This window comes from Enterocloster sp. 210928-DFI.2.20, from assembly GCF_020554465.1.
GTDB classification, from domain to species: Bacteria; Bacillota; Clostridia; order Lachnospirales; family Lachnospiraceae; genus Enterocloster; species Enterocloster bolteae.
On record NZ_JAJCHK010000016.1, the window covers coordinates 64197 to 86678 of the forward strand.

A 22482-nucleotide genomic window follows, 5' to 3' on the forward strand; every position below is an offset into this window, starting at 1 on the left:
GAAAGGCCCTGCACGCCTGTGAGGGAACGGTGGAAGTTATGTCTAAGATTTATAAGGGAGCCATTGAGCTGGTAGGCAACACCCCGTTGGTAGAGGTGACCAACATCGAGAAGAAGGAACAGCTGAAAGCGCGTCTTCTTGTGAAGCTGGAGTACTTTAATCCGGCTGGGAGTGTAAAGGACAGAGTTGGGAAGGCCATGATTGAGGACGCGGAACGTACCGGCCGGCTGAAACCGGGTTCCGTTATCATTGAGCCTACCTCAGGCAACACCGGCATTGGTCTGGCCGCTGTCTCGGCAGTCAAAGGTTACAGGATGATACTGACCATGCCGGATACCATGAGCGTGGAGCGCCGCAATATACTGAAGGCATATGGGGCTGAGATTGTGCTCACACCTGGTGAGAAGGGGATGAGCGGTGCCATTGAGAAAGCGGAGGAGCTGGCAAAAGAGATTCCGGACAGTTTCATACCGGGTCAGTTTGATAATCCGGTGAATCCCAGGGCTCATATGGAGAGTACGGGTCCGGAAATTTGGCAGGACACGGACGGACAGGTAGATATATTTGTGGCTTCCGTGGGAACAGGAGGCACCCTTACAGGGACCGGAACATACTTGAAGGAAAAGAATCCCCGCATCAAGGTAATAGCTGTGGAGCCGTCCACATCAGCGGTTCTTTCCGGAGGAAATGCCGGCCCTCATAAGATTCAGGGAATTGGAGCCGGATTCATACCCAAGGTTCTGGATACCCGCGTATACGATGAAATCATAACAGTGGATAATGAAGCGCCCTTTGCAACAGCAAAGATGCTGGCCAGGACAGAGGGACTTCTTACCGGTATTTCATCGGGGGCTGCACTGTATGCTGCGATTGAGGTTGCCAGGCGGCCTGAGAATGAGGGAAAGACCATTGTCGCACTGCTGCCTGACAGCGGGGACCGGTATTATTCCACGGCTTTGTTTGTGGAGTAGGGGAGCAGAACTGGGGAGGTCTTAAACCGGGGAGGTATTTATAAGAGAGGACTGGTCCATATAGCAGCTGGCATAAAACTAAGTTGACGAGATCTGAAAAGGATGTTACCATGAAATGGAATATTATGAATCGTTACATTCACTGTAGGGAGGAACTAAATGGTAACAATCAAGGATGTGGCACGAGTAGCCGGAGTCTCCATTGGAACGGTTTCTAATGTGCTTAATGGAAAGGAAAGTGTTCGTCTGCAGAATCGCGAGAAGGTTTATAAGGCGGTTGACCAGTTAGGGTTTCAGTACAATATGACAGCCAGTGCCCTCAGGACTAAGACAACGAAAAATATAGGGTTGATTATCCCCACAATTGTCAATCCATTTTACCCTGAACTGGCAAGAGGCGTGGAAGACGAGGCTAGAAAAGCAGGATTTACCGTATTTCTTTGTAACAGTGACCGTGAGGAGGAAAAGGAAAGGAACTATATAGGTGCCCTTTTAAGTAAAGGCGTAGACGGAATCATACTTTTGAAACCTAAATCCGGCCAGGAGGAACTGCGCAGACTGAACAGTCAGATTGCCCTTGTTGTAGAAGATTGGGATTATCGCAGTGACCAGGAATTGATGACAGTCAGCTCGGATGGATATATGGCGGTGATTCAGGCAATGAACTTGCTTTTTCAATATAAACATAGGAAGATTGCATTTATTAGCGGACTTATGGAATCGCCTTCCGGATTTGGCAAGATGAGAGCCTATGAAAAAAGCCTGGAATCGCGAAACATATCGTATCGCTCTGAGTATGTAGCTTATGGGGATTACAGCTGGAAGAGCGGGTATGCTGTTGCAAAAGAGTTTGTCAAACTGGAAACGGCACCCACCGCTATATTGGCTGCTAATGATATGATGGCCATGGGAGCGATGAAGGCTGTTCAATCCATGGGATACAGAGTACCTGCAGATATATCTGTTATGGGGATTGATGGTATTGAGATGGGCAAATTATGTACTCCTTCCCTAACCACGGTGCTTCAGCCTAAATATGAAGTAGGGGTAGCCGCCTTCAGGCTTCTTGGGCGTATTCTGGCCGGGGAGGCTATTCCGGAAGATAAACGCCACATTATGTTAGAGACACGTATTATGGAGCGGGAAAGTGTGGCATATGCAGATGAGAGCAGATTAATATAATATGGGGTGCTTAGAAATAATGAGAGGGTATCTTTAGAACCTGGCAGTCAGGATCTGGGATACCCTCTATTAATTTGTTAATTGTTCAGGCGGTACCTGTGTGTAAAATGCATATCAGACAAATAGCTGCTGGCCAATCCTATACCATTTCCCATAATAAGAGAAAGTGTTAATGTAATAGAAGGACCATCAGCGGCAAATGTACAGAAGCATCCGACAAAGGTTCCGGAAGTAAAGGACAACCAGGGATGCAGGCTCTGGAGGCACATGATAAAGGTGGAGATAGCCATGAGCAGGTACGGATTAATATTCCGGTCCGTTAACCATAGAGATAATGCAGCCCAAAAAATGCCGCTTAAATTAGACCAGATACCCTTGCCAGCATCCTGCCCACAGCCGCAGCAGGCAAAATATGTAGTGCAGCCGGCGGCTCCTGCCCAAGTGATAAGTCCCGTAATTTCAGCAAACCAGGCCCATATTCCGAATAGCAGGGAGAGTATGAATGAACGCCGGACCAAAGTCATTACAGCTGTTTTACCTGTTTCATGAATTGTCTTACGGTTGGTCCGTCAACCGGATCGTTCATATCCCCGCTGGGTTTTGTTCCGTATCCGAATACACACCCGTCCGCTGTTTTCAGATAATCAGTAGTATTGACTGTCATTCCGCTGCCCAGGAAAATAGGGGTATCAGGAACTGCGTTTCGTACCGCTTGAATCTTTTCCATTGGCGCAGGCTGGGAAGAATCGGCTCCATCTACAATCAGAGCGTCCGCCATGCCGCGCCCAATCATCTCCTTTGCTACCGTATCCAAACTTCTTGGGGTCATGGGTGACCCATGTTTACAATAAATATCAGCAAAAATCATAACATTTTCAGCATCAATACTTTTACGGTATCTTGCCAGAAGATGTGCCTTGCCTACGATGGGTCCCTGATCTGTTACAGTAGCGTCTGTAAGGACATTTAAGCGAATATACTGGCAGTCTGCAGCCGCGGCAACAGCCATGGCTGCTTTCCATGAGTTTCTCAGGATATTGATACCTAATGGCATATCATAACGTTTGCGGATTTCCAGTGCAACCCTGGTCATTGCCGCAACGGTTTCCGGTTCTGTTGTTTCAGGATAATAGGGATAGTCTCCCAGATTCTCAATAATCATGGATGAGACCCCATTGCCGGACAGGGTTTCCGCATCCCGAAGGGCATGGGTAATCACATCATCCATACTACCTCCATAGCAAGGAGAGCCAGGGAGCGGTGGGAGATGGATCATGCCTAATACCGGATGCTCTGTACCAAATACATTTACCAATTCGCTGCGTTTCATGTGTGTACCTCCAATTTATATAGTTTTTGATATCTGATATCTGGTATATCAGATGGTGTAATATTAAACTAGCACAGTGAAATGGAAATGTCAATAGGTTTTATTATATTTTAATTTTATTGGATTTTTTTCGCACAGTCAGCAACAAAAAGAGCTACCCGTCGGATATGCGAAACCATAAGCTTCTCGCTTAATGAGGAATTATGAGAAGATATCGCGGCAAGTATCTCTTTATGTTCCTGATGGGCAGGAATGGGTTCCTCAATATATTTCATACGTGCTGCTTTGCGGAAACTATGATCAATGGTGCGCAGGGTTTCTATCTGATGCACAAGATAGTTATTGTTACATGTCTGGCGGATAATTGAGTGAAAAGAAACATTGAACTGTTGGATTTCCTCCAGTGACTTCTCATCTTTACGGGAAAGCAATGGATACACTACATCCAGTATCCTGCTCATTTCAACTAATTGACTGTCAGTGGCATTTTTAGCAGCATAATATGCGGCCACCCCTTCCAATGCACTTCTCATGAAAGCAATTTCCAGCATATTATCAATTGATATCTCGGATACGAATGAGCCGCGTCGCGGCCGGGTATAGATAAGACCCTCGGCCTGCAGTGAGCGAAATGCTTCTTTTACAGGGGTAGTACTCACATGAAGCATTTGTCCAATGGTACGTTCACTGATTTGCTCCCCGGCTTTGATCTCACCCCTTAAAATCATGCCCCTCACAATATCTGCAACCTGTTCCCGCAGCGGTTTTGACTCAATGATTTGCTCTTTGATTTCTGACATAACAGCGGTTATTCCTTTCCGTATAAAGTGTATTCTTTCGTCATTCTAACATATAAAGGCATTTAATACCAGAGCATGTATTAAAAAGTAAATGGTGAAAGTGTATAATGGCATGGACCGGCCTAAAAAATGAACCGTTTCATTTTTGCGTTTAAAAAGATTGAAATTATTGTGCAAATTAGTATAAAAAAATGATTAAAACCTATGCATAACGACATATTGCACAAATATTATTGACATATATTGTACATACTGATATAATTTGACCATAAAATGAAACGTTTTATTTTAGGGAAGCTTAAATTATAGTATGCGGGGGTAAAGGAAGATGGCAACGATAAAAGATGTTGCGAGGGTTGCAGGAGTCTCCCTGGGAACCGTATCCAATGTTTTAAACGGTAAAAATAGTGTGAGGCCGGGTAACAAACGTAAGGTTTATAATGCAATGAAGGAAGTGGGTTTTCATTACAATATGACAGCCAGTGCCCTCAGGACAAAAACGACTAAAAATATTGGCTTGATTATTCCCAGCATAACCAACCCATATTATCCGGAATTGGCAAGAGGCGTTGAGGACGCGGCAAGACGGGAAGGACTGACCGTATTTTTATGTAATGATGATAGGGATACGGAAAAGGAAAGGGCATATATAAAAGCATTACTTTCCAAAGGCGTTGACGGGATTATTCTGTTAAAGCCGCGTCTGGAGCACAGTGAATTGCTGGAGGTTAAAGAGAGAACATCGCTGGTATTAGGCGATGCAAGCATTGACATCAGGAATGAGTTTCATGTTGTTAATGCAGATGATGTTCAAGGCGTTATATGTGCAATGAATTTTCTGGGACAGAACGGACACAGTCAGATTGCCATGATTACAGGCATGATGGAGTCTTATTCCAGTCAATGCAGGCTGGATGCATACAAACGTTATCTGGAATCTCGAAAGCTTTGCTACAGGCCGGAATATGTTGTCAGCGGCAATTACAGTTGGAAGAGCGGATGCCGGTTGGCGAAACAATTAATGAGTCTGCCTGACCCTCCCACCGCAATTTTTGCAGCCAACGATATGATGGCAATTGGCGCCATGAAGGGCGTACAGACCATGGGGTACCGTATACCTCAGGATATTTCAATTATTGGATACGATGATATCGAAATGAGCAACCTGTCAAATCCGGCATTAACCACGGTCCATCAACCGAAGTATAATATGGGGACAGAGTGTCTGAAAATGTTACATGCTTGCATAAATGGAAAGGAAAGCATGGATACAACAAAGAGAATCACATTGGAAAATCATCTTATTATCAGAGAAAGTGTCGGAATGGTAAGATGATTATATTTTGAAAGTAAAATGAAACGATTCACCCCCTCCCGGCGTAGAAGGTTTGGCATGGGAAGAGGATGAGAAATTTAGGAGTTGAGAGGCGGAATAAATCATGTTACAGAAACCGATTTATATTGGAAATGACCATGGTGGATATGAGTTGAAACAATCAATTATGGAACATCTAAAAAAAAGGGGGATTGCTTATATAGATACAGGAAGCAGCACCAGGGAAATTGTAAGATATCCTTATTATGCAGCAAAGATTGCCGGAGCAGTGTCAAGGGGTGAGGCAGACAGAGGAATACTTATATGTTCAACCGGAATCGGTATGAGTATATTAGCCAACCGGTTTAAGGGGGTCAGGGCGTCATTATGTACCGATACATATATGGCAAAGATGACAAGAGCCCATAATGATTCCAATGTGTTGTGTCTGGGAGGGAAAGTGATAGGTGAACTGGAGGCACTGGATATTCTGGATGCATGGCTGGATACTGAGTATGAAGCGGGACGGCATTCCATTTCCCTGGAACTGATTGGAGAGGCTGAGGAACATCTAAGCCAGCCAATCACTCCGCAGCAGGAGGAATTATTTCATGATTTTAACAGATAAGAATGGAGATTGACATGAAGATAGCGGTTACCGTAGCAGGAAGTGAGGCAAAGGAAAGCGCGTTTGTCGTATGGAGAGGATTTAAGGAATCTATAATAAAGGCTTCTGAATGTGGTTATGATGGGGTGGAGCTGGCTCTTAAGGATGCGTCTGAGATTGATGAAGGCAGGTTAAAGCAATGGTTGGAACTATATGGAATGGAGGTAAGCTGCATTTCCACGGGACAGGTATTTGCAGACAGAGGAATGTACTTCACTCATCAGGACCCCGTGATACACAGAGAGACAGTAGGAGTATTTGCCGGTCTAATTAAGCTGGCTTCCGTATTTGGAGGAAAGGTAAATATAGGACGGGCCAGAGGATTCATACCAGAAGGGTCCTCACGGCAGATGACAGAAAAACGGTTTATAGAGACAATGAGGGAAATATGTGATATCGCAGGGCAGTATAATGTGGAAATGATATTGGAGCCGGTTAACAGGTATGAGATAAATTTTATTAACAGTGTTGATGAAGGCGCTGCTATTCTGGAACAGGTGGGCAGGACGAATTGCGGATTACAGCCAGACGTTTTTCATATGAACATAGAGGATGATGATATTGGAAAAAGCCTTATGAGAAACAAAAAATGGATACGTTATGTTCACCTTGCGGATTCCAACCGATATGCGCCGGGAATGGGGCACATAGATTTTCAGGGTGTTTTTGACGCATTGAGAATGGCAGACTATGATGGCTGGGTATCGGTAGAGATACTTCCGGGGGAAGATCCTGATAAGATGGCTAAGACATCCATACAATACCTGAAACCGCTAATCCAACAGTACAATAAAAGTTAAAAGCGAACGATAAAAGGAGAAGGAAAAATGAAAAGGATGAAAAAAGCAGTCGGTATCATTATGTCAGTGGCATTGGGTTCATCATTATTGACCGGATGTGGGGGAAGTTCTAATAGCGCGTCTGCCGCAAAAGAGCAAAGCACTAACCAGGAGCAGCAGACAGCGACAGGAAATCAGGCATCGGAGGACCTGCCTGAAATCACATGGAAAATATCCCATACTCAGTCGCCGGATAATTTTATGAATATTGCCGCTGAAAATATGGCAAAGGCGGTGGCTGAGAAGACAGACGGAAAGTTTAAAATTGAAATTTATCATTCAGGTACTCTTGGCTCTGAACAAGAAGTTATTGAAGGAATGCAAATGGGGACAATTGCCGGAAACCTTGCCAGTGTCACCCTTCTGGCTAACTTTGTGCCGTCTTTTGATGTAATAAATCTGCCGGGAGTGTTTTCCAGTGAATCAGCTCTGAAGGAAGCGATGAACAGTGATGAAATCATGGAGCCACTTAAGAAGCAGGCTTTAGATAATAATATTATAGCAGTTGGTTATTACCAGGATTATTTCCGTATGCTGTTCACAAAAGAGCCAATACGGACCGTATCAGATTTTCAGGGACAGAAGATCCGCGTCATGGGATCACCGGTATTAGTTGATACCTTCCAGGCTTTGGGATGCAACTCCACTACAACCGCCTGGTCTGAGCTTTACAGCGGCCTGCAGTTAGGAGTGGTGGATGGATTGGACCATGTTCCTACAAGTGTGCGTACCATGAATTTTTATGACCATGTGAAATATATGGCGGAACCTAAGATCTTTGCCTCTCCTATGTATTTAGTAATCTCCAAACCTTTGTATGAGAAATTGCCGGATGCGTATAAGTCTGTTTTGGATGAATGCATGGCGGACTGTCTGACCGAGTTAAATACAGTGGCAAACCAGATTAATGAAGATGATATTAAATATCTAAAAACACAGGGAGTAGAAATGATTGATATTGATGTAGATGCCATTCATGAAACCATTGCCCCTGTGCGCGAGAAGTATTTAAAACAGATGGAACCATGGGTGCAGGACATTGCAAAAAAAATAATGGAATTAAAGTAACACCTGGGCAAAAGCCGGATGCACTGCATCAGGCCGGCGGATAGGAGGAACATATGAAGGAACAGAACAGCATTGTAAAAGAGTTAAACCAAATAGCGGCTGTGTTTGAAAAAATCCTGAACATATTTATAGGGATATTTGTGGGAGTATTGGGACTGTCTGTTTTTATAGGAGTATTGGGCCGTAATATTAATATACCGGTGGTATGGCTGGACGAGGTCAGTACCTATTGCTGCATCTGGGCTACATTTTTTGGGTTTGCCGTAGCCAGCAGACATGGGATGCTGTCCAATGTGGATGCATTTATCCATGGCTTTTCTGAAAGGGCTAAAGCTTATATGAGTATTTTCTGGATTATATTTGGCTGCTTTTTTATGGGTATTGTATTGTGGTCAGGAAAAGACTACATCGCCTATGCGTATAACGCGGGCACTTTATCTGCGCAGCTGCGTATCCCTCTGTTTTATGTTTATTTGGGACCTATGATAGGATATTTATTCGCAATTTATTTTGGTATTGTCAATATTGTAAATAAGATTGGCGAATTAAAGACAGCAGAAAGGAAATAGCATATGGGAATCGTATTTATAATATTCGCAGTTTTATTGATAGTGGGAATTCCCATTTACTATGTGTTGGGAGGAACCTGTCTGTTTTATTTTGTCACACATGATCTTCCTGCCTGGACCATTTTACAGCGTCAATTTTCGGGGATGAATACGTTCGTACAGGTAGCAATTCCGCTGTTCATACTGGCAGGAAACATTATGGATAAAGGGGGAAGTCTGGGAAGAATCATCCACTTTGCAAAGGTGTGTGTGGGGAGATTCAAGGGAGGTATGGCGCATATCAATATTGTAGCTTCCATGCTGTTTGCCGGAGTTACTGGCTCTGCTGTCGCAGATGTGGCTGCGTTAGGGCCAATGGAAATAGAGATGATGACGGAACAGGGATATGACAAGGAGTATGCTACTGCCCTGACCTGCGCGTCTGCTTCCATAGGACCCATCATTCCACCAAGCTTGCCTCTGATTATGTACGGGGTGGTGTCTGGGACAAGCGTAGGCGCATTGCTTATGGCGGGATTGGTTCCGGGTATCCTCATGGGAATTGTACTAATGCTGCAGGTATGCTGGTATGCCAAAAAGTATGATTTTCCAACCAGTGAAGCTTATTCCGTTAAAGAAATCATAAAGGCCCTTCCGGAAGGAATCGGAGCTCTTTCCATCCCCATCGTAGTATTAGGTGGGATTTATACCGGATTTTTTACACCTACGGAAGCAGCAGGCGTAGCCTGTGTGGTTTCATTCCTGCTGGGAATGTTTGTCTACAAAGAGCTGAAATGGAAGGATATGCCCGGGATTCTTGTAAATACAGGAAAGACACTGGGAAGCTGCTCTGCCATTTTTGCGATGGCATCCTGTTTTTCTTACATGATTACCTTTGAAAATGTACCCAGAATGATTTCTGAGTTATTAATTGGACTTACAGACAATAAATATCTGCTTTTGTTATTGGTTAATATTGCACTGCTGATAATCGGATGTTTTATGGAAGGTATCTCGTCTATTTTAATTACCGCACCAATGATACTTCCAACACTTACAGCAGTGGGAGTGGATCCGGTTCATCTGGGTGTTATTATGGCGCTTAACACCACATTAGGACTGTTGACTCCGCCTTTAGGCTTATCATTATTCATGGCAAACACAGTAACCAAGATTCCTGTTATGCAGATTGCCAGGAAAGCCATGCCCATGTTTATACTCCTGGTGTTAACGCTGTTCCTTATAACTTATTGTCCCGCAATCGTAACATTTTTACCGGAATTGATGTTGGGAAGTTAACAACTACCTATTTACATAACGAATAAAAAAGGAGAAACGTATGGAAAATACAGTTAAAGTACCAGTTATTATTGATACAGACCCAGGTGATGATGACGCAGCTTCTATTTTATGGGTCCTTGCAAGCGGAAAGTTTGACGTGAAGGCAATTACAGTTACCAACGGCAATGTTGGAGTAGACTGGTGCGCCGTTAATGCGCTGCGTACTCTTGAGGTATGCGGCTGCCAGGATATTCCTGTGTATAAAGGGGCATACCGCCCCCTGGTCCGCCCGTCGATTGAAGCATCCTGGATGCACGGTAAAGACGGGTTCGGTGATTTGGGGTTCCCCATGCCCTGTACAAAGGTGAGGAGCGGATATGCTCCGGTTGAATTGGTACGCATTGCCAGGGAAGCTCCTGAGCCCATTACCATTCTTGTCTTAGGCCCTATGACCAATATCGCAATGGCTGTTTTATTGGATTCTGATTTTGAAAATCATGTGAAAGAAGTGATTTTTATGGGGGGAACCTTTAAAGTATCTGGAAATCAGGCGCCCAGGGCCAGTTATAATGTTATGGTAGACCCGGAAGCAGCTAAGGTGGTGTATAACTCTAAAATACCTGTGGTACAGCTAGGTCTGGATGTATGTGATATGGTTACACAGAGAGTTGAGGATTTGGAGACAATTGCCGAGGCGGGTACCAGGGTAACGGATTTTCTGACCAGACTGTTGAGTTTTCGTATCAATAAGGCTGCAAAGCCCATATATGATAAGCATGGAAATAAAGTAGGCGAGATAAAGGCAGAAAATCAGGCAAACAGAAAAAAGGGTGAGATTGGCCTGAATGATTTAACCACCACAGGATATTTAATTAATCCCCATTGGTTCCGTACATTGCATACTACAATTGATGTTGAGACCCAGGGACTTTGCGACGGAGAGACAGTCATTGACTATATGGGATTATGGGGACGGGAACCAAACAATTATTTTGCATATGAAGCAGATGGGGAGGCTCTTGTAAAACAGTGGGTGAAAGATATGACTGCTGCTTTTAGGGACTAATTTTGAGGCCAAAGTTTATTTTTAAAAGGAGACAGCATATGACGGAAGAGAGAAAGTTAGAATTAGATAATAATTGTCTTCAACTGCGTAGCGACCTCATTGACCTGCTGCACAGTATCCAGACAGGTCATCCTGGCGGTTCTCTGTCTTGTACAGAGATTCTGGCCGCCCTGTACTATGAAATCATGAACATGGATCCCGAGAACCCGAATACGGAGGGAAGGGACAGACTTATACTAAGTAAAGGGCATGCAGCGCCCATGTTATATCTGATTCTGGCGGATAAGGGGTATTTTCCAAAGGAGGACTTAAGGAGGCTGCGCCAGTTGGATTCCCACCTGCAGGGACACCCGTGCGTACATAAAACTCCGGGGATTGAACTCTCCACTGGTCCCCTGGGACTGGGGCTGGGAGCCGGTATCGGCATGGCACTGGGGGAGCGGTTAAAAGAGAGCAGCGCATATATATATGTGGTTATGGGCGATGGCGAGATTCAGGAGGGGACTGTATGGGAAGCGGCCATGGCAGGCTCAAAATTCAAGACAGCAAACTGTATTGCTATATTGGATAATAATGGTGTACAGCTGGACGGTACCTTGGAGGAAATTATGCCCATGGGAGATATTGCCGCCAAATGGAATGCGTTTGGATGGAATGTAATCAGATGCAACGGTCACGATGTGTCTGCCATAACAGATGCAGTATCCGAGGCAAAGTCAGTGAAGGAAAGGCCCTCAATCATTATCTGTCAGACCGTAAAAGGAAAGGCGGTTTCCTTTATGGAAGGAAAGAATATATGGCATGGAAAGCCCATCAATGATGAGGAGTACAGGCAGGCAAAGCTGGAGTTAGGAGGCAGGGCACATGAGCGATAAAATAGCTATCCGGGATGCCTATGGACAGGCATTAAAAGCACTGGGCGGACGGAACCGGAAGGTGGTTGCGCTGGAAGCGGACGTGGGCGGTTCCACTAAGTCAATCCTCTTTGGAAAGGAGTATCCGGACCGTTATTTCAACGTGGGAATCAGTGAGCTCAACATGGTCAATATGGCAGCCGGGCTGGCGTTGGAGGGGTTCATTCCCTATGTAAATACATTTGCTGTATTCATGACATCCAGGGCGCTGGATCCCATCCAGTCTCTGATTGCCTATGACAGCCTGAATGTGCGTCTGTGCGGCACATACTGCGGATTGTCGGATTCCTATGACGGGGCAAGTCACCAGGCCATCACAGATGTGGCCGCCATGCGGTCCATACCTGGTATGACAGTCATATCCGTATCAGATGCAATGGAGACAAAGAAAGCGGTCATGGCACTGTCAGATTACAAGGGGCCTGCATATCTGCGTTTATCCAGGGCTCCACATCCGGTAATATATGGGGATGATATGAAATTTGAGATTGGAAAGGGAATCATTCACAGGGATGGAAGCGACATTACCATTATTTCCACGGGAACCATACTTCACCGCGTGCTGGAGGCTGCCGACCTGTTGGAAGAACAGGGCATCTATGCCACCGTGGTGGATATGCATACCATTGAACCCATTGATACAGAGCTTATAGAGAAATGCGCCAGAAGGACGGGGGCCATACTCACTGTGGAGGAACACTCAGTCCGGGGAGGTCTGGGAAGCGCGGTGGCAGAGGCTGCCGCTGCCGCCTGTCCTGTGCCCGTGTCCATCTTAGGAGCCGAGACATTTGCAGAGTCCGGTGACCTTGACCAGCTCATGGAAAAGTATGGGTATAGTGCCCGGAATATAGCTGCAAGAGCCAGGGAGGTAATGTTCCAAAGGCAAATGACTAAATAGGGCGGATATTATATCATATATGCAGAAGGAGAAACTCATGAAAGATTCAATTCAAAAATATTTCCAGGTAGGAACCATCCAGTGGATGAGTCATCCGCCGATATCATATGACTTGTTAGACTCCATAAAGTCCATTGCTTCAGATGAATATTTCTCAGCGGTTGAGGTGACCAGTATCATGGATGAAGAAACCAGGAAAAAGGTAAAGCATCTGTTGGAACAATCCCATCTCAAGGTATGCTTTGGGGCGCAGCCCAGCCTCTTAGGGCCAGGACTTAACCCAAATGACGTAGATGAGGACAGAAGAAAACAGGCTGAGGAGGTCCTTATCAAGGCTGTGGATGAGGCCGAATATCTGGGGGCAGGTGGGATTGCGTTTCTGGCAGGTAAATGGGAACAGGACACCAAAGATCTAGCCTACGAACAGCTCTTAAAAACCACCCGGTCGGTCTGCACCCATGCGGCACAAAAAGGTATGATGGTGGAACTAGAGGTATTTGATTTTGATATGGATAAAGCAGCTCTGATAGGGCCGGCGCCCTATGCAGCCAGGTTTGCGGCAGACATGAGAACCACCCACAATAACTTTGGACTTTTGGTGGATTTATCCCATTTTCCAACCACTTATGAGACATCCAGGTTTGTGGTACAGACCCTGCGTCCCTATATCACTCATTTCCATATTGGAAACGCGGTGGTTAAGGAAGGATGTGAGGCCTATGGCGACCAGCATCCTAGATTCGGATTTCCCAACAGTGCTAATGATGTGGAACAACTGACAGATTTTTTTACTGTATTAAAGGAAGAAGGTTACTTTAAACCCAGAACGCCCTATGTCCTGTCTCTGGAAGTAAAACCATGGGACGATGAAAACGGGGATATCATTCTGGCGAACACAAAGCGTGTGATTAACCGGGCATGGGCATTAGTTGAGGATTAGTGTTGTATGGTACGCTGGGCAAACAGAAAGGATGAATCATATATGAAGATTGTAATATTAGACGGATATACAGAAAATCCAGGGGATTTAAGTTGGGAGGGGTTTGAGGCACTGGGGGATTTGACTGTGTACGACCGGACCACAGACCACAGTCAGATTGCTGTCCGCATTGGGGATGCTGAAATCATACTGACTAATAAGACACCTGTTTCCAGGGAGATCATGGGGGCCTGCCCGAAACTCAAATACATTGGCCTTTTGGCTACTGGGTATAATGTGGTGGATGTCAAGGCTGCAAAGGAAGCAGGAATCACTGTGACCAATATTCCCACCTACGGAACGGATGCTGTTTCCCAATATGCCATAGCGCTGCTTCTTGAGCTGTGTCATCACATAGGTGAGCATTCGGATTGTGTAAAGAGGGGAGATTGGACAAAAAACAAAGATTGGTGTTTTTGGAACCATCCATTAATAGAACTGGCCGGCAAGACCATGGGTATTATCGGATTCGGACGCATCGGGCAGGGGACGGCCCGCATAGCCCAGGCTATGGGGATGAAGGTATTGGCGTATGATACATACCATAATCCGGAGCTGGTCAGTGATACTTGTACATATGCCTCTTTGGATCAGGTGTTTGCCTCATCTGATGTGATTACCCTTCATTGTCCTCTGTTTCCGGAAACAGAAGGTATCATCAATAAGGATACCATCAGCAGGATGAAGGATGGGGTGATGATTATTAATAATTCCAGAGGGCCCCTTATAGTGGAAGCGGATTTAAGAGATGCTCTGAACAGCAAAAAGGTGGCAGGGGCAGCAGTGGATGTAGTGTCCACCGAACCAATTTCCATGGATAATCCTCTTCTGGATGCAGACAACTGTATTATTACCCCGCATATAGCATGGGCTCCTAAGGAATCCAGGCAGAGACTAATGGAAATAGCGGTAAAGAACCTGGAAGCATTTCTCAACGGAGCTGCGCAGAATGTGGTGAATCCTTAGGCAACATACAACCATATACAATATTATAACGCCAGGCTGTGGAAAACATGGTCTGGCGTCATTGCGCGGCGGCGGTAATCGTGATATGCTTAAATCCATAAACAAACCGTATAGGGGGATAACGCAATGTCTTTTAAACTGGTAAAATATAAGGAGCCGGATTTCAGCCAAAGCCAATTTACGGATGCACCGGACGCTGTGACGGCCCCGGCGCCCAAGGATAAGGTGGCGCCGGAGCATTACCATGCAACCACCATTTTTCCGGAGTATTTTAAGGTTAAGGGCCAGTGGCTGCTGGCAGAAGAGAGCCGTATGGACTGCGTGGCAGTGTACGAGAATGGGAAGATTTATGTCAGGGAGTTTAGGAACTTAAAACAGGGGGACCTGGTCTTTACGGGGAGGACCGAGAACTGTGAGGACGGTATTTTTGTATATCCCCACGGCTTTGACGAGGGAGAAGGAGGCCATGACGAAGCATTTGCCTTCCGCCAGAGACGCTCCAGGGAGACGGCCTTTTCCAAGGATTATGATAACATTTATGAGCTGCTTTGCCATGAGAGGGAACACGGATATGTGGTTTGGGTCATGGGACCTGCCTGTGCTTTTGATTCCGATTCCAGGGAAGCCTTTTCAAAACTGGTGATGAACGGGTATGTGGATGCCCTTTTAGCAGGCAATGCGCTGGCCACCCATGACCTGGAGGGGGCTTACTTAAACACTGCTTTGGGTCAGAACATCTATACCCAGTACAGCCAGCCAAACGGTCATTACAACCACATCGACACCATCAACCGGGTAAAATTCCACGGCTCCATTCCGGCCTTTGTTGAGAAGGAGGGGATTGATAACGGCATCATATACAGCTGTGTGAAGAAGGATGTACCCTTTGTGCTGGTGGGGTCCATCCGTGACGACGGCCCGCTGCCGGAGGTGTACGCCAATGTATATGAGGGCCAGGATGCCATGAGAGACTGTGTGAGGAAAGCTACCACGGTCATCTGTATGGCCACCACCCTTCACTCCATTGCAACGGGCAATATGACTCCTTCCTTCCGTGTTATGCCGGACGGGACCATACGCCAGGTGTATTTTTACAGTGTAGATGTGTCTGAATTCGCCGTGAATAAACTGGGTGACAGGGGAAGCCTGTCTGCCAAGAGCATTGTGACCAATGTGCAGGACTTTGTAGTAAATGTGAGCAAGGGCCTTGGCCTGTAGAAGCTGGAATACGCAGCTTTTCAGGGCGTAATTATGAGAATGATATGGTTATGAAGGGGCATCCGGAACTGTTTTGGTTTCGGGTGCCTTTTTGGCGTTACCTGTTATACCGAAGCATTACAGCAGAATAATCCGCCAATGAATGGGAAGCCTACCCCATAAGGGACAGACCCGGGACAACCCAAGGAGGAACGGACATGGCTAAGAGAATAATCACAGACAATATGATAAAGGACTATTGCGGGGAGATGCATCAGAATGAAATGAGCAGCGGCACCATTAAGAAATATTTTTATTATTTGAACCTGTTCAGGAAATATGCCGATGGAAAGCCGGTGAGTAAGGAATTGGTGATTGTGTGGAAAGATACGTTAAGGGAACAGTTTTCACCGGTTACAGCCAACAGCGCCCTTGCGGCACTGAACGGCTTCTTTAAGTGGTTTGGCTGGGAGGACTGCACGGTACGGCTCATAAAAGTAAAGCATAGGATGTTCTGTTCCGGGCAGAGGGAGCTTTCACGGGAGGAATATATACGGCTTGTGAACGTTGCCCGCGGTGAGGGGAATGAGAGACTTAGCCTGCTGCTGCAGACCGTATGCTCCATCGGAATCCGTATATCAGAGCTGAGCTTCATTACGGTGAATGCGGTGGATAAGCAGGTTGCGGAGGTGGACTGCAAGGGAAAGGTAAGAACCGTATTCCTGACCAACGGATTGTGCAGGCTTCTTAAGGCATATGCAAGGAAGAGAAACATTATATCCGGTATGATATTCGTCACGCGCAGCGGAAAGCCCATGGACCGGAGTAACATATGGCGGGAGATGAAACAAATCAGCCGCAAGGCAGGGGTTAATCCGGACAAGGTATTCCCTCATAATCTCAGGCACTTGTTTGCAAGGGTGTATTACAGCCAGGAAAAGGATTTGGTAAGGCTGGCAGACATACTTGGACACAGCAGTGTCAACACAACCAGAATTTATACAATGGAAAGCGGGGAGAATCACCTGAGACAACTGGAGAAAATGAATCTGCTGATAGACAGATACAACAGAATCCCCCTTTTGTTGTAAACGCCGGAGTTCTGTTAAGAATTATTATACTACATATTTGGAACGTATGCCATATGAATGTGAAAAGCTGCTGAGTTTTACGGCTGTTATCCCACAAAAACCAGGCTGGTTAAAGCCATGTCTAACCGGCCTGGTTTTTGTGTGTGCAATTGAGTGTGGATAAACCGCAAAATTATGCCCGGATGGGCGGGGGGAGACAGATGGCGCGGAAATTTACAACAAAAGGGGGATTCTGTTGTAATCCGGAAATCAAAGAGCATAAGAGGGAAGAGGAGCTGAGAATATGGGCGGCACATTAGTACAGGATGAAGAGGCCATAAAACGAATTGAGGAACTAATCGTATCCGACAGGGCAAGTACAATGTTGGTATGTATCCAGGGCACAAGGGAAGGGGAGCCTTGCGGGGAAATCTACAACTGTTATCTGAGGGAGCCGGTATTGTTTAACGGGGCCGGAGACATGGTATTGAAGCTGGATGAGATGTGCAACTGGGTGGGGGCTCCTCAGTCCACTACAGATTACAGGTTCCTGAACAGAGAGATGGAAAGGCAGTACCGGGAGGACAGTGCCCGTCATCCCCAGGTCAGCAGGGATAATCTGGTGTACAGCATAGACTGTATTCCTTTCCAGCATGCCTTAAAGGCCAGGGAAGTGCTGGTGGTCTATATAAAATACAGACAGAATTCCAGTCTGCAGGGAAGTGTGCGCGGGAGAATCACAAAGGGAGAGGTTGTCAGCTTCAGGAGCGCTCTGGAACTGATGCGGATGGTGAGGATGATACAGGTGTAGAGGGCTTTTAGTAAAAATTTAGCAAATGTGTAAAATGTGATCTGGATGTAACCGCCATAGTATATACTTTGCAGGTACCCATGGCACAATGGCCGGAGGAACCGGCCCAAATAACGATTTTGGATGAGGATGTGCCTCTTGCGCCTCTGCCAAAGACAGGGGAAGGGCCCCGCAGTTATTATCTTGCAGCCGTGATTTCCTCTTTGTTATCCGGATTGTATATTGCCCTTCATGGAAGAAAGAGGGACTCATGACGGATTGCAGAATGGATATACCGTAAAATCAGAACTACCGTAAAATCAGAACTGCCGTTCCGCTCTTTGGACGGCAGTTTTTATGATAACAGGGGAGAAAAGGCGCAGGGGCATTTCCCGTCATGAAACAAAGATCAGGGGAATAAGATGTAATAAACAAACGGACCTGGAACTGATATATGAAATTCCTGATTTTCCTGTCAGAGGCAATGGTCCCTCTGATGATTTTTTATATTGTGGGATTCGGCCTTTTATCGGGCCGTCCGGTGCTGGACGACTTCATAGACGGGGCAAAGGACGGCATGAAGACAGTGGCAGGTATCCTGCCGACCCTGGTGGGACTTCTGGTGTCGGTGGGAGTCCTCAGGGCATCCGGGTTTCTGGATTTTCTGGGAGAGCTGCTGCAGATGCCCGCGGCTCTTCTGCACATACCGCCCCAAATCGTACCTGTGGTCCTGGTGCGTCTGGTATCCAACTCAGCCGCCACAGGGCTGGTGCTGGATATATTTAAGGAGTACGGCACAGACTCCTCGCTTGGACTTATTGCGTCTGTACTCATGAGCAGTACGGAGACAGTGCTGTACTGCCTGAGCGTATATTTTGGCAGCGTAGGCATTACCAGGACCAGGTATACATTGGCAGGGGGGCTTATTGCCACGGCGGCGGGAGTGGCGGCCAGCGTGGTGCTGGCGGGTGCGGTCAGATAAAGCTGTGTCCGGCGCTTGCCGGCGTGTAAAAAAACATTGCAATATCAAGGGTTATTGACTATAATAGCCATAGTAAAAGGGAATCCGTTGTATGTGCGCCCTGTATAGGATTACATCAGGGCCTTAGGGTATGCCTGCGTCCAGCCGGAATGAGCATTACGGCTGGACGCTACGGCCATACACTGGCATACAGCGGGTTTATGCTGTGAAGAGAAGAGGAATGAGGAATGAAACAGTATCTGAGCCTGCGGGAACAGTATCCCCGGTTTGCTTACAGAGGATATGAGTTAGAGGAAAATGACAGCTGCCTGAAGATCACATACCGATTTGAGACCCTGGGACTGTCTGAGTTTGCGCCGGTATGGGTGTTTCCCAAGGCAGAGGGGGACTGCCGCAGATGGTCAGAAGACAGGCTTATGCAGGACATGATATTTTCCCTGGGAATGGTGGAGCTGGTAAGCTACTGGAAAATAGCCTGCCCGCCTATAGTGACAGTGGAAGCCGGATGGCTGAACCAGGACCAGATTGACTGGTGGAAGGATCTGTATTTTAACGGATTGGGTGAATTTTTCTATGTGAACGGTATAAAGGAAGCGGATCCCAATCATTTTATGGATATCCGGTGCGTTGGCCAGCATGAGACTCAGTGCGTGGGCCAGCTTAAAGATCCCTGCACAGACCAATATAAAGAGCGGCATGAGGAATGTGGTGTGGAAACAGATGGGAAGGGTAACGGCGTCCTGGTCCCCATAGGCGGAGGAAAGGATTCCGCGGTGACGCTGGAGCTTCTGCGTCTGGCGGGAAGGTCCGTCTGCGCCTATATTATCAATCCCAGAGGGGCCACCATACACACCACCGAGGTGGCGGGCCTGGACGCGGCCCATGTCATAAGCGCAAAGCGCACCCTGGACTCCAATATGCTGGAGCTCAACCGCCAGGGATATCTGAATGGGCATACGCCCTTTTCCGCACTGGTGGCATTTTCCGGTATCATAGCGGCCAGGATGCATGGCCTGACCATGGTGGCCCTGTCCAACGAATCCAGTGCCAACGAGAGCACGGTCCAGGGAAGCACGGTCAACCACCAGTATTCCAAAAGCTTTAAGTTTGAGGAGGATTTCCATTATTATCAGACCACATACCTGAAGGGGAGCGCATACTACTTCAGTATGCTGCGCCCTTTGAGTGAATTCCAGATTGCCAGGTTTTTTGCGGGGCAGAAGCAGTACCACGGCATATTCCGAAGCTGTAATGCCGGGAGCAAGACTGATTCCTGGTGCGGACACTGCCCCAAGTGCCTGTTTGTGTACCTGATTCTGTCGCCCTTTCTTAAGCCTCAGGAAGTCAGGGATATCTTTGGCCGGAACATGCTGGACGATTGGGATATGAAGGAAACCCTGGACCAGCTGATTGGGATAGAGGAAGAGAAACCCTTTGAGTGTGTGGGCAGCCGTGATGAAATCAATACAGCCATCGTACTTACGATCAAAGGGCTGGAGGATGCAGGTGAGGCGCTGCCCTGTCTTCTATCCTATTATAAAACCACAGACCTGTATCAGACCTACAGAACCAGGGGAGACCAGTACTCATCCTATTATGACGGGAATAACCTGGTCCCGGATGAATTAGCGGGGCTGGTGAGGAAATGCTGTACAGACGGCTTGCAAGGAGAACAGACGTGATAGAGAAGATAGAGCCCTGGATTAAGGGGAAACGCATACTGCTTCTGGGTTATGGCAGAGAAGGACAGTCCACCTGGAATGTCCTCAGGCGGCTGGGAACATATGAAGCCCTGGACATAGCGGATTTGAAGGCTCCGGCTGCCGTGCCTGAAGACGGTACGGTGTGGCATACCGGCCCGGATTACCAGAAATGTATGGATGATTACGATGTTGTATTTAAAAGCCCGGGCATTGTCCTGGAGCGGCCTGAAAATGAATACAGGTGCAGTATATTGTCGCAGACAGAGGTGTTTTTCCAGTGTTTCCGGGATCAGATTATCGGAATCACAGGAACCAAGGGCAAGAGTACGGTCACGACCCTTCTGTATCATCTGCTTAAGCAGGCGGGCATGGATGCCCTTCTGGTGGGCAATATAGGTATACCGGCCCTGGACCACATGGAGGAAGTGAAGCCGGACACCAGGATTGTGTTTGAGCTTTCCTGCCATCAGCTGGAATATATGACGGTTTCACCCCATATAGGAATTCTGGTGAACATCCATGAGGAGCATCTGGACCATTACGGTACCATGGAAAAGTATGTGGAGGCCAAGCATCATATCTTTAAAAACCAGAGGCCGGATGACATTCTGATCTGCAACGTACAGTGCCTGCCGGAGGAGGGAACCTGTCCGTCCGGATTGATAAGGGCAGGTATGGACGGCAGCGGCAAAGAGCTGGACGTGGTTCAGGAGCAGGACGGAACCTGGGTTCACTTCCGGGGAAAGTCTTTTTGTATCCCTACGGATGAAATCAAGCTTCTGGGACAGCATAATTATTTTGATATCGGCGTGGCGTATGGAGTGTGCAGCATACTGGGAATGGATGACCAGGTTTTTGCCCGGGGGCTTAAGACATACGAACCCCTTCCCCACCGGCTTCAGTATATTGGGGAGCGGGAGGGCGTGAAATATTATGACGACTCCATCTCCACCATTTGCGATACCACCATTCAGGCCCTTAAGACGCTGAAGGATACGGATACAGTTCTCATAGGCGGCATGGACCGGGGAATCGACTACAGGGAACTGATTGAATATCTGTCGGATTGCCCGGTACCCCATATTATCCTGATGGAGGCCACGGGCAAAAGGATATACCAGGAGATACATAAGTATTATCCTGAATTTAAGAACAGGGCCAGGCTTATACTGGCGGAGCATCTGGAAGACGGTGTCAAGCGGGCGCGTCAGATAACGAGACCCGGCACAAGCTGCGTGCTGTCGCCGGCCGCTGCCAGCTATGGCATCTTCAGGAATTTTGAGGAACGGGGAGAAACATTTTCGCGTCTTGTATTTAATAAGTAAATCTGGATAAAAATGTAAATGAAACAAAAAAATCACAACCTTTTAAGAATTTTATAAGGATTTAGGGGGTTGTGCGAACACTTAAAATACTGTACAATCAGTAAGAAGCTTTTGAAGCAGAAAGTGAAAGGGAGAAACGTGGGAGCTTACGAGACGCTGAATGAAGTTTTGGTTAGCCTGTTCCGCGATGTCAATGATATAGAGCAGAAGGCAATTATCACCTCGGAGTTTAGTGATATTACCAATAACGATATGCATGTCATAGACGCCATCGGCATAGACAGGCCAAAGAACATGTCATCCATTGCCCGGGAACTGTCGGTCACGGTGGGAACATTAACTATATCCGTGAACAGCCTGGTAAAAAAGGGCTATGTAGTCCGTAACCGCAGCAGTGAGGACCGCAGGGTCGTATTCATATCCCTTTCAGAAAAAGGAGTTAAGGCTTATTATCATCATAAGAAGTTCCATGAACAGATGATAGACAGCGTAGTGAAAGAATTGACAGAGGAAGAGCTGGAGGCCCTGGTAAAGGCGCTGACAAAGCTCAACACCTGGTTCAGAAGTTTTTAAGAGGATTATTTAAGGAGG

At 46.8% G+C, this 22482-nt stretch carries 24 protein-coding genes; 21 read left to right on the plus strand and 3 right to left on the minus strand.

All coding sequences use genetic code 11. The features are described from left to right. Positions 1 to 38: 38 nt before the first annotated feature. On the plus strand, positions 39 to 971 hold the full coding sequence (gene cysK, locus LI015_RS15580) for a cysteine synthase A (protein WP_117627201.1): 933 nt from the start codon (positions 39 to 41) through the stop codon (positions 969 to 971). A gap of 159 nt (positions 972 to 1130) precedes the next feature. After that, positions 1131 to 2153, plus strand: a complete 1023-nt coding sequence (locus LI015_RS15585; RefSeq protein WP_119205299.1) for a LacI family DNA-binding transcriptional regulator — start codon at positions 1131 to 1133, stop codon at positions 2151 to 2153. A 77-nt stretch (positions 2154 to 2230) separates the two neighbouring features. Here LI015_RS15585 and LI015_RS28755 read toward each other — a convergent pair whose 3' ends face one another. The 3 genes from LI015_RS28755 to LI015_RS15600 form a co-directional block, all read right to left on the minus strand. Beyond that, positions 2231 to 2677 (minus strand): DUF1097 domain-containing protein, encoded by a 447-nt coding sequence (locus tag LI015_RS28755; RefSeq protein ID WP_227125577.1) that lies wholly within the window; start codon positions 2675 to 2677, stop codon positions 2231 to 2233. Then, positions 2677 to 3483, minus strand: coding sequence for a BtpA/SgcQ family protein (locus LI015_RS15595; RefSeq protein ID WP_119205301.1), 807 nt, complete (start codon positions 3481 to 3483; stop codon positions 2677 to 2679). Before LI015_RS15595 ends, LI015_RS28755 begins: the two co-directional genes overlap by 1 nt. A 116-nt stretch (positions 3484 to 3599) precedes the next feature. Then, positions 3600 to 4283: a GntR family transcriptional regulator gene (locus LI015_RS15600; protein WP_227125579.1), complete on the minus strand. Its 684-nt coding sequence runs from the start codon at positions 4281 to 4283 to the stop codon at positions 3600 to 3602. 328 nt (positions 4284 to 4611) lie between these two features. Between LI015_RS15600 and LI015_RS15605 the strand changes: the two genes are divergently transcribed. The 19 genes from LI015_RS15605 to LI015_RS15695 all read left to right on the plus strand — a co-directional run bounded on the left by LI015_RS15605 (position 4612) and on the right by LI015_RS15695 (position 22464). Further along, positions 4612 to 5619: a LacI family DNA-binding transcriptional regulator gene (locus LI015_RS15605; RefSeq protein WP_227125581.1), complete on the plus strand. Its 1008-nt coding sequence runs from the start codon at positions 4612 to 4614 to the stop codon at positions 5617 to 5619. Between the two features lie 103 nt (positions 5620 to 5722). Further along, complete coding sequence (gene rpiB / locus LI015_RS15610) at positions 5723 to 6226, plus strand: ribose 5-phosphate isomerase B (RefSeq protein ID WP_002577096.1); 504 nt, start codon at positions 5723 to 5725, stop codon at positions 6224 to 6226. 14 nt (positions 6227 to 6240) lie between these two features. Further along, positions 6241 to 7065, plus strand: a complete 825-nt coding sequence (locus LI015_RS15615; protein WP_227125583.1) for a sugar phosphate isomerase/epimerase family protein — start codon at positions 6241 to 6243, stop codon at positions 7063 to 7065. Positions 7066 to 7092: 27 nt separating this feature from the next. Beyond that, entirely contained in the window at positions 7093 to 8172 is a 1080-nt protein-coding gene (locus tag LI015_RS15620; protein WP_002577098.1) for a TRAP transporter substrate-binding protein, read from the plus strand. A 53-nt stretch (positions 8173 to 8225) separates the two neighbouring features. Then, on the plus strand, positions 8226 to 8741 hold the full coding sequence (locus tag LI015_RS15625) for a TRAP transporter small permease (protein ID WP_021893606.1): 516 nt from the start codon (positions 8226 to 8228) through the stop codon (positions 8739 to 8741). A 3-nt stretch (positions 8742 to 8744) separates the two neighbouring features. Then, positions 8745 to 10019 (plus strand): TRAP transporter large permease, encoded by a 1275-nt coding sequence (locus LI015_RS15630; RefSeq protein WP_227125585.1) that lies wholly within the window; start codon positions 8745 to 8747, stop codon positions 10017 to 10019. 40 nt (positions 10020 to 10059) lie between these two features. Continuing rightward, positions 10060 to 11067 (plus strand): nucleoside hydrolase, encoded by a 1008-nt coding sequence (locus LI015_RS15635; RefSeq protein ID WP_227125587.1) that lies wholly within the window; start codon positions 10060 to 10062, stop codon positions 11065 to 11067. Between the two features lie 38 nt (positions 11068 to 11105). Further along, entirely contained in the window at positions 11106 to 11942 is an 837-nt protein-coding gene (locus LI015_RS15640; RefSeq protein WP_119205305.1) for a transketolase, read from the plus strand. Continuing rightward, positions 11932 to 12879 (plus strand): transketolase family protein, encoded by a 948-nt coding sequence (locus tag LI015_RS15645; RefSeq protein WP_195638440.1) that lies wholly within the window; start codon positions 11932 to 11934, stop codon positions 12877 to 12879. Before LI015_RS15640 ends, LI015_RS15645 begins: the two co-directional genes overlap by 11 nt. Positions 12880 to 12916: 37 nt before the next feature. Further along, complete coding sequence (locus LI015_RS15650; protein ID WP_227125589.1) at positions 12917 to 13819, plus strand: sugar phosphate isomerase/epimerase family protein; 903 nt, start codon at positions 12917 to 12919, stop codon at positions 13817 to 13819. Positions 13820 to 13861: 42 nt separating this feature from the next. Continuing rightward, positions 13862 to 14824 (plus strand): D-2-hydroxyacid dehydrogenase, encoded by a 963-nt coding sequence (locus LI015_RS15655; RefSeq protein WP_002577105.1) that lies wholly within the window; start codon positions 13862 to 13864, stop codon positions 14822 to 14824. A gap of 126 nt (positions 14825 to 14950) precedes the next feature. Further along, positions 14951 to 16042 (plus strand): ornithine cyclodeaminase family domain, encoded by a 1092-nt coding sequence (locus LI015_RS15660; RefSeq protein ID WP_227125591.1) that lies wholly within the window; start codon positions 14951 to 14953, stop codon positions 16040 to 16042. 197 nt (positions 16043 to 16239) lie between these two features. Then, positions 16240 to 17112, plus strand: coding sequence for a tyrosine-type recombinase/integrase (locus LI015_RS15665; RefSeq protein WP_227125593.1), 873 nt, complete (start codon positions 16240 to 16242; stop codon positions 17110 to 17112). 283 nt (positions 17113 to 17395) lie between these two features. After that, entirely contained in the window at positions 17396 to 17902 is a 507-nt protein-coding gene (locus LI015_RS15670) for a hypothetical protein (RefSeq protein ID WP_118019484.1), read from the plus strand. 80 nt (positions 17903 to 17982) lie between these two features. Then, entirely contained in the window at positions 17983 to 18156 is a 174-nt protein-coding gene (locus LI015_RS29035; RefSeq protein ID WP_007036349.1) for a doubled motif LPXTG anchor domain-containing protein, read from the plus strand. Positions 18157 to 18335: 179 nt separating this feature from the next. Further along, positions 18336 to 18863: a spore maturation protein gene (locus tag LI015_RS15680; RefSeq protein WP_002565826.1), complete on the plus strand. Its 528-nt coding sequence runs from the start codon at positions 18336 to 18338 to the stop codon at positions 18861 to 18863. 227 nt (positions 18864 to 19090) lie between these two features. Continuing rightward, on the plus strand, positions 19091 to 20545 hold the full coding sequence (locus LI015_RS15685) for a hypothetical protein (RefSeq protein WP_227125595.1): 1455 nt from the start codon (positions 19091 to 19093) through the stop codon (positions 20543 to 20545). Next, a complete protein-coding gene (gene murD / locus LI015_RS15690) occupies positions 20542 to 21891 on the plus strand; it encodes a UDP-N-acetylmuramoyl-L-alanine--D-glutamate ligase (protein WP_118019486.1) in 1350 nt (449 codons plus the stop codon). The genes LI015_RS15685 and murD overlap by 4 nt, the downstream gene beginning before the upstream one ends. Before the next feature lie 123 nt (positions 21892 to 22014). Beyond that, positions 22015 to 22464 (plus strand): MarR family winged helix-turn-helix transcriptional regulator, encoded by a 450-nt coding sequence (locus LI015_RS15695; RefSeq protein ID WP_330666544.1) that lies wholly within the window; start codon positions 22015 to 22017, stop codon positions 22462 to 22464. The last annotated feature ends 18 nt before the right edge of the window (positions 22465 to 22482 follow it).

What these genes read in the sequence shown, in the direction of transcription:
- LI015_RS15585 (WP_119205299.1), top strand. Translation starts at nt 1,131, where the DNA reads ATGGTAACAATCAAGGATGTGGCACGAGTAGCCGGAGTCTCCATTGGA.
- LI015_RS15670 (WP_118019484.1), top strand. Translation starts at nt 17,396, where the DNA reads ATGGGCGGCACATTAGTACAGGATGAAGAGGCCATAAAACGAATTGAG.
- LI015_RS15655 (WP_002577105.1), top strand. Translation starts at nt 13,862, where the DNA reads ATGAAGATTGTAATATTAGACGGATATACAGAAAATCCAGGGGATTTA.
- LI015_RS29035 (WP_007036349.1), top strand. Translation starts at nt 17,983, where the DNA reads ATGGCACAATGGCCGGAGGAACCGGCCCAAATAACGATTTTGGATGAG.
- LI015_RS15600 (WP_227125579.1), bottom strand. Translation starts at nt 4,283, where the DNA reads ATGTCAGAAATCAAAGAGCAAATCATTGAGTCAAAACCGCTGCGGGAA.
- LI015_RS15665 (WP_227125593.1), top strand. Translation starts at nt 16,240, where the DNA reads ATGGCTAAGAGAATAATCACAGACAATATGATAAAGGACTATTGCGGG.
- cysK (WP_117627201.1), top strand. Translation starts at nt 39, where the DNA reads ATGTCTAAGATTTATAAGGGAGCCATTGAGCTGGTAGGCAACACCCCG.
- LI015_RS15620 (WP_002577098.1), top strand. Translation starts at nt 7,093, where the DNA reads ATGAAAAGGATGAAAAAAGCAGTCGGTATCATTATGTCAGTGGCATTG.
- LI015_RS15630 (WP_227125585.1), top strand. Translation starts at nt 8,745, where the DNA reads ATGGGAATCGTATTTATAATATTCGCAGTTTTATTGATAGTGGGAATT.
- rpiB (WP_002577096.1), top strand. Translation starts at nt 5,723, where the DNA reads ATGTTACAGAAACCGATTTATATTGGAAATGACCATGGTGGATATGAG.
- LI015_RS15640 (WP_119205305.1), top strand. Translation starts at nt 11,106, where the DNA reads ATGACGGAAGAGAGAAAGTTAGAATTAGATAATAATTGTCTTCAACTG.
- LI015_RS15625 (WP_021893606.1), top strand. Translation starts at nt 8,226, where the DNA reads ATGAAGGAACAGAACAGCATTGTAAAAGAGTTAAACCAAATAGCGGCT.
- LI015_RS15680 (WP_002565826.1), top strand. Translation starts at nt 18,336, where the DNA reads ATGAAATTCCTGATTTTCCTGTCAGAGGCAATGGTCCCTCTGATGATT.
- LI015_RS15615 (WP_227125583.1), top strand. Translation starts at nt 6,241, where the DNA reads ATGAAGATAGCGGTTACCGTAGCAGGAAGTGAGGCAAAGGAAAGCGCG.
- LI015_RS15645 (WP_195638440.1), top strand. Translation starts at nt 11,932, where the DNA reads ATGAGCGATAAAATAGCTATCCGGGATGCCTATGGACAGGCATTAAAA.
- LI015_RS15635 (WP_227125587.1), top strand. Translation starts at nt 10,060, where the DNA reads ATGGAAAATACAGTTAAAGTACCAGTTATTATTGATACAGACCCAGGT.
- LI015_RS15685 (WP_227125595.1), top strand. Translation starts at nt 19,091, where the DNA reads ATGAAACAGTATCTGAGCCTGCGGGAACAGTATCCCCGGTTTGCTTAC.
- LI015_RS15595 (WP_119205301.1), bottom strand. Translation starts at nt 3,483, where the DNA reads ATGAAACGCAGCGAATTGGTAAATGTATTTGGTACAGAGCATCCGGTA.
- LI015_RS15650 (WP_227125589.1), top strand. Translation starts at nt 12,917, where the DNA reads ATGAAAGATTCAATTCAAAAATATTTCCAGGTAGGAACCATCCAGTGG.
- LI015_RS15660 (WP_227125591.1), top strand. Translation starts at nt 14,951, where the DNA reads ATGTCTTTTAAACTGGTAAAATATAAGGAGCCGGATTTCAGCCAAAGC.
- LI015_RS15605 (WP_227125581.1), top strand. Translation starts at nt 4,612, where the DNA reads ATGGCAACGATAAAAGATGTTGCGAGGGTTGCAGGAGTCTCCCTGGGA.
- LI015_RS28755 (WP_227125577.1), bottom strand. Translation starts at nt 2,677, where the DNA reads ATGACTTTGGTCCGGCGTTCATTCATACTCTCCCTGCTATTCGGAATA.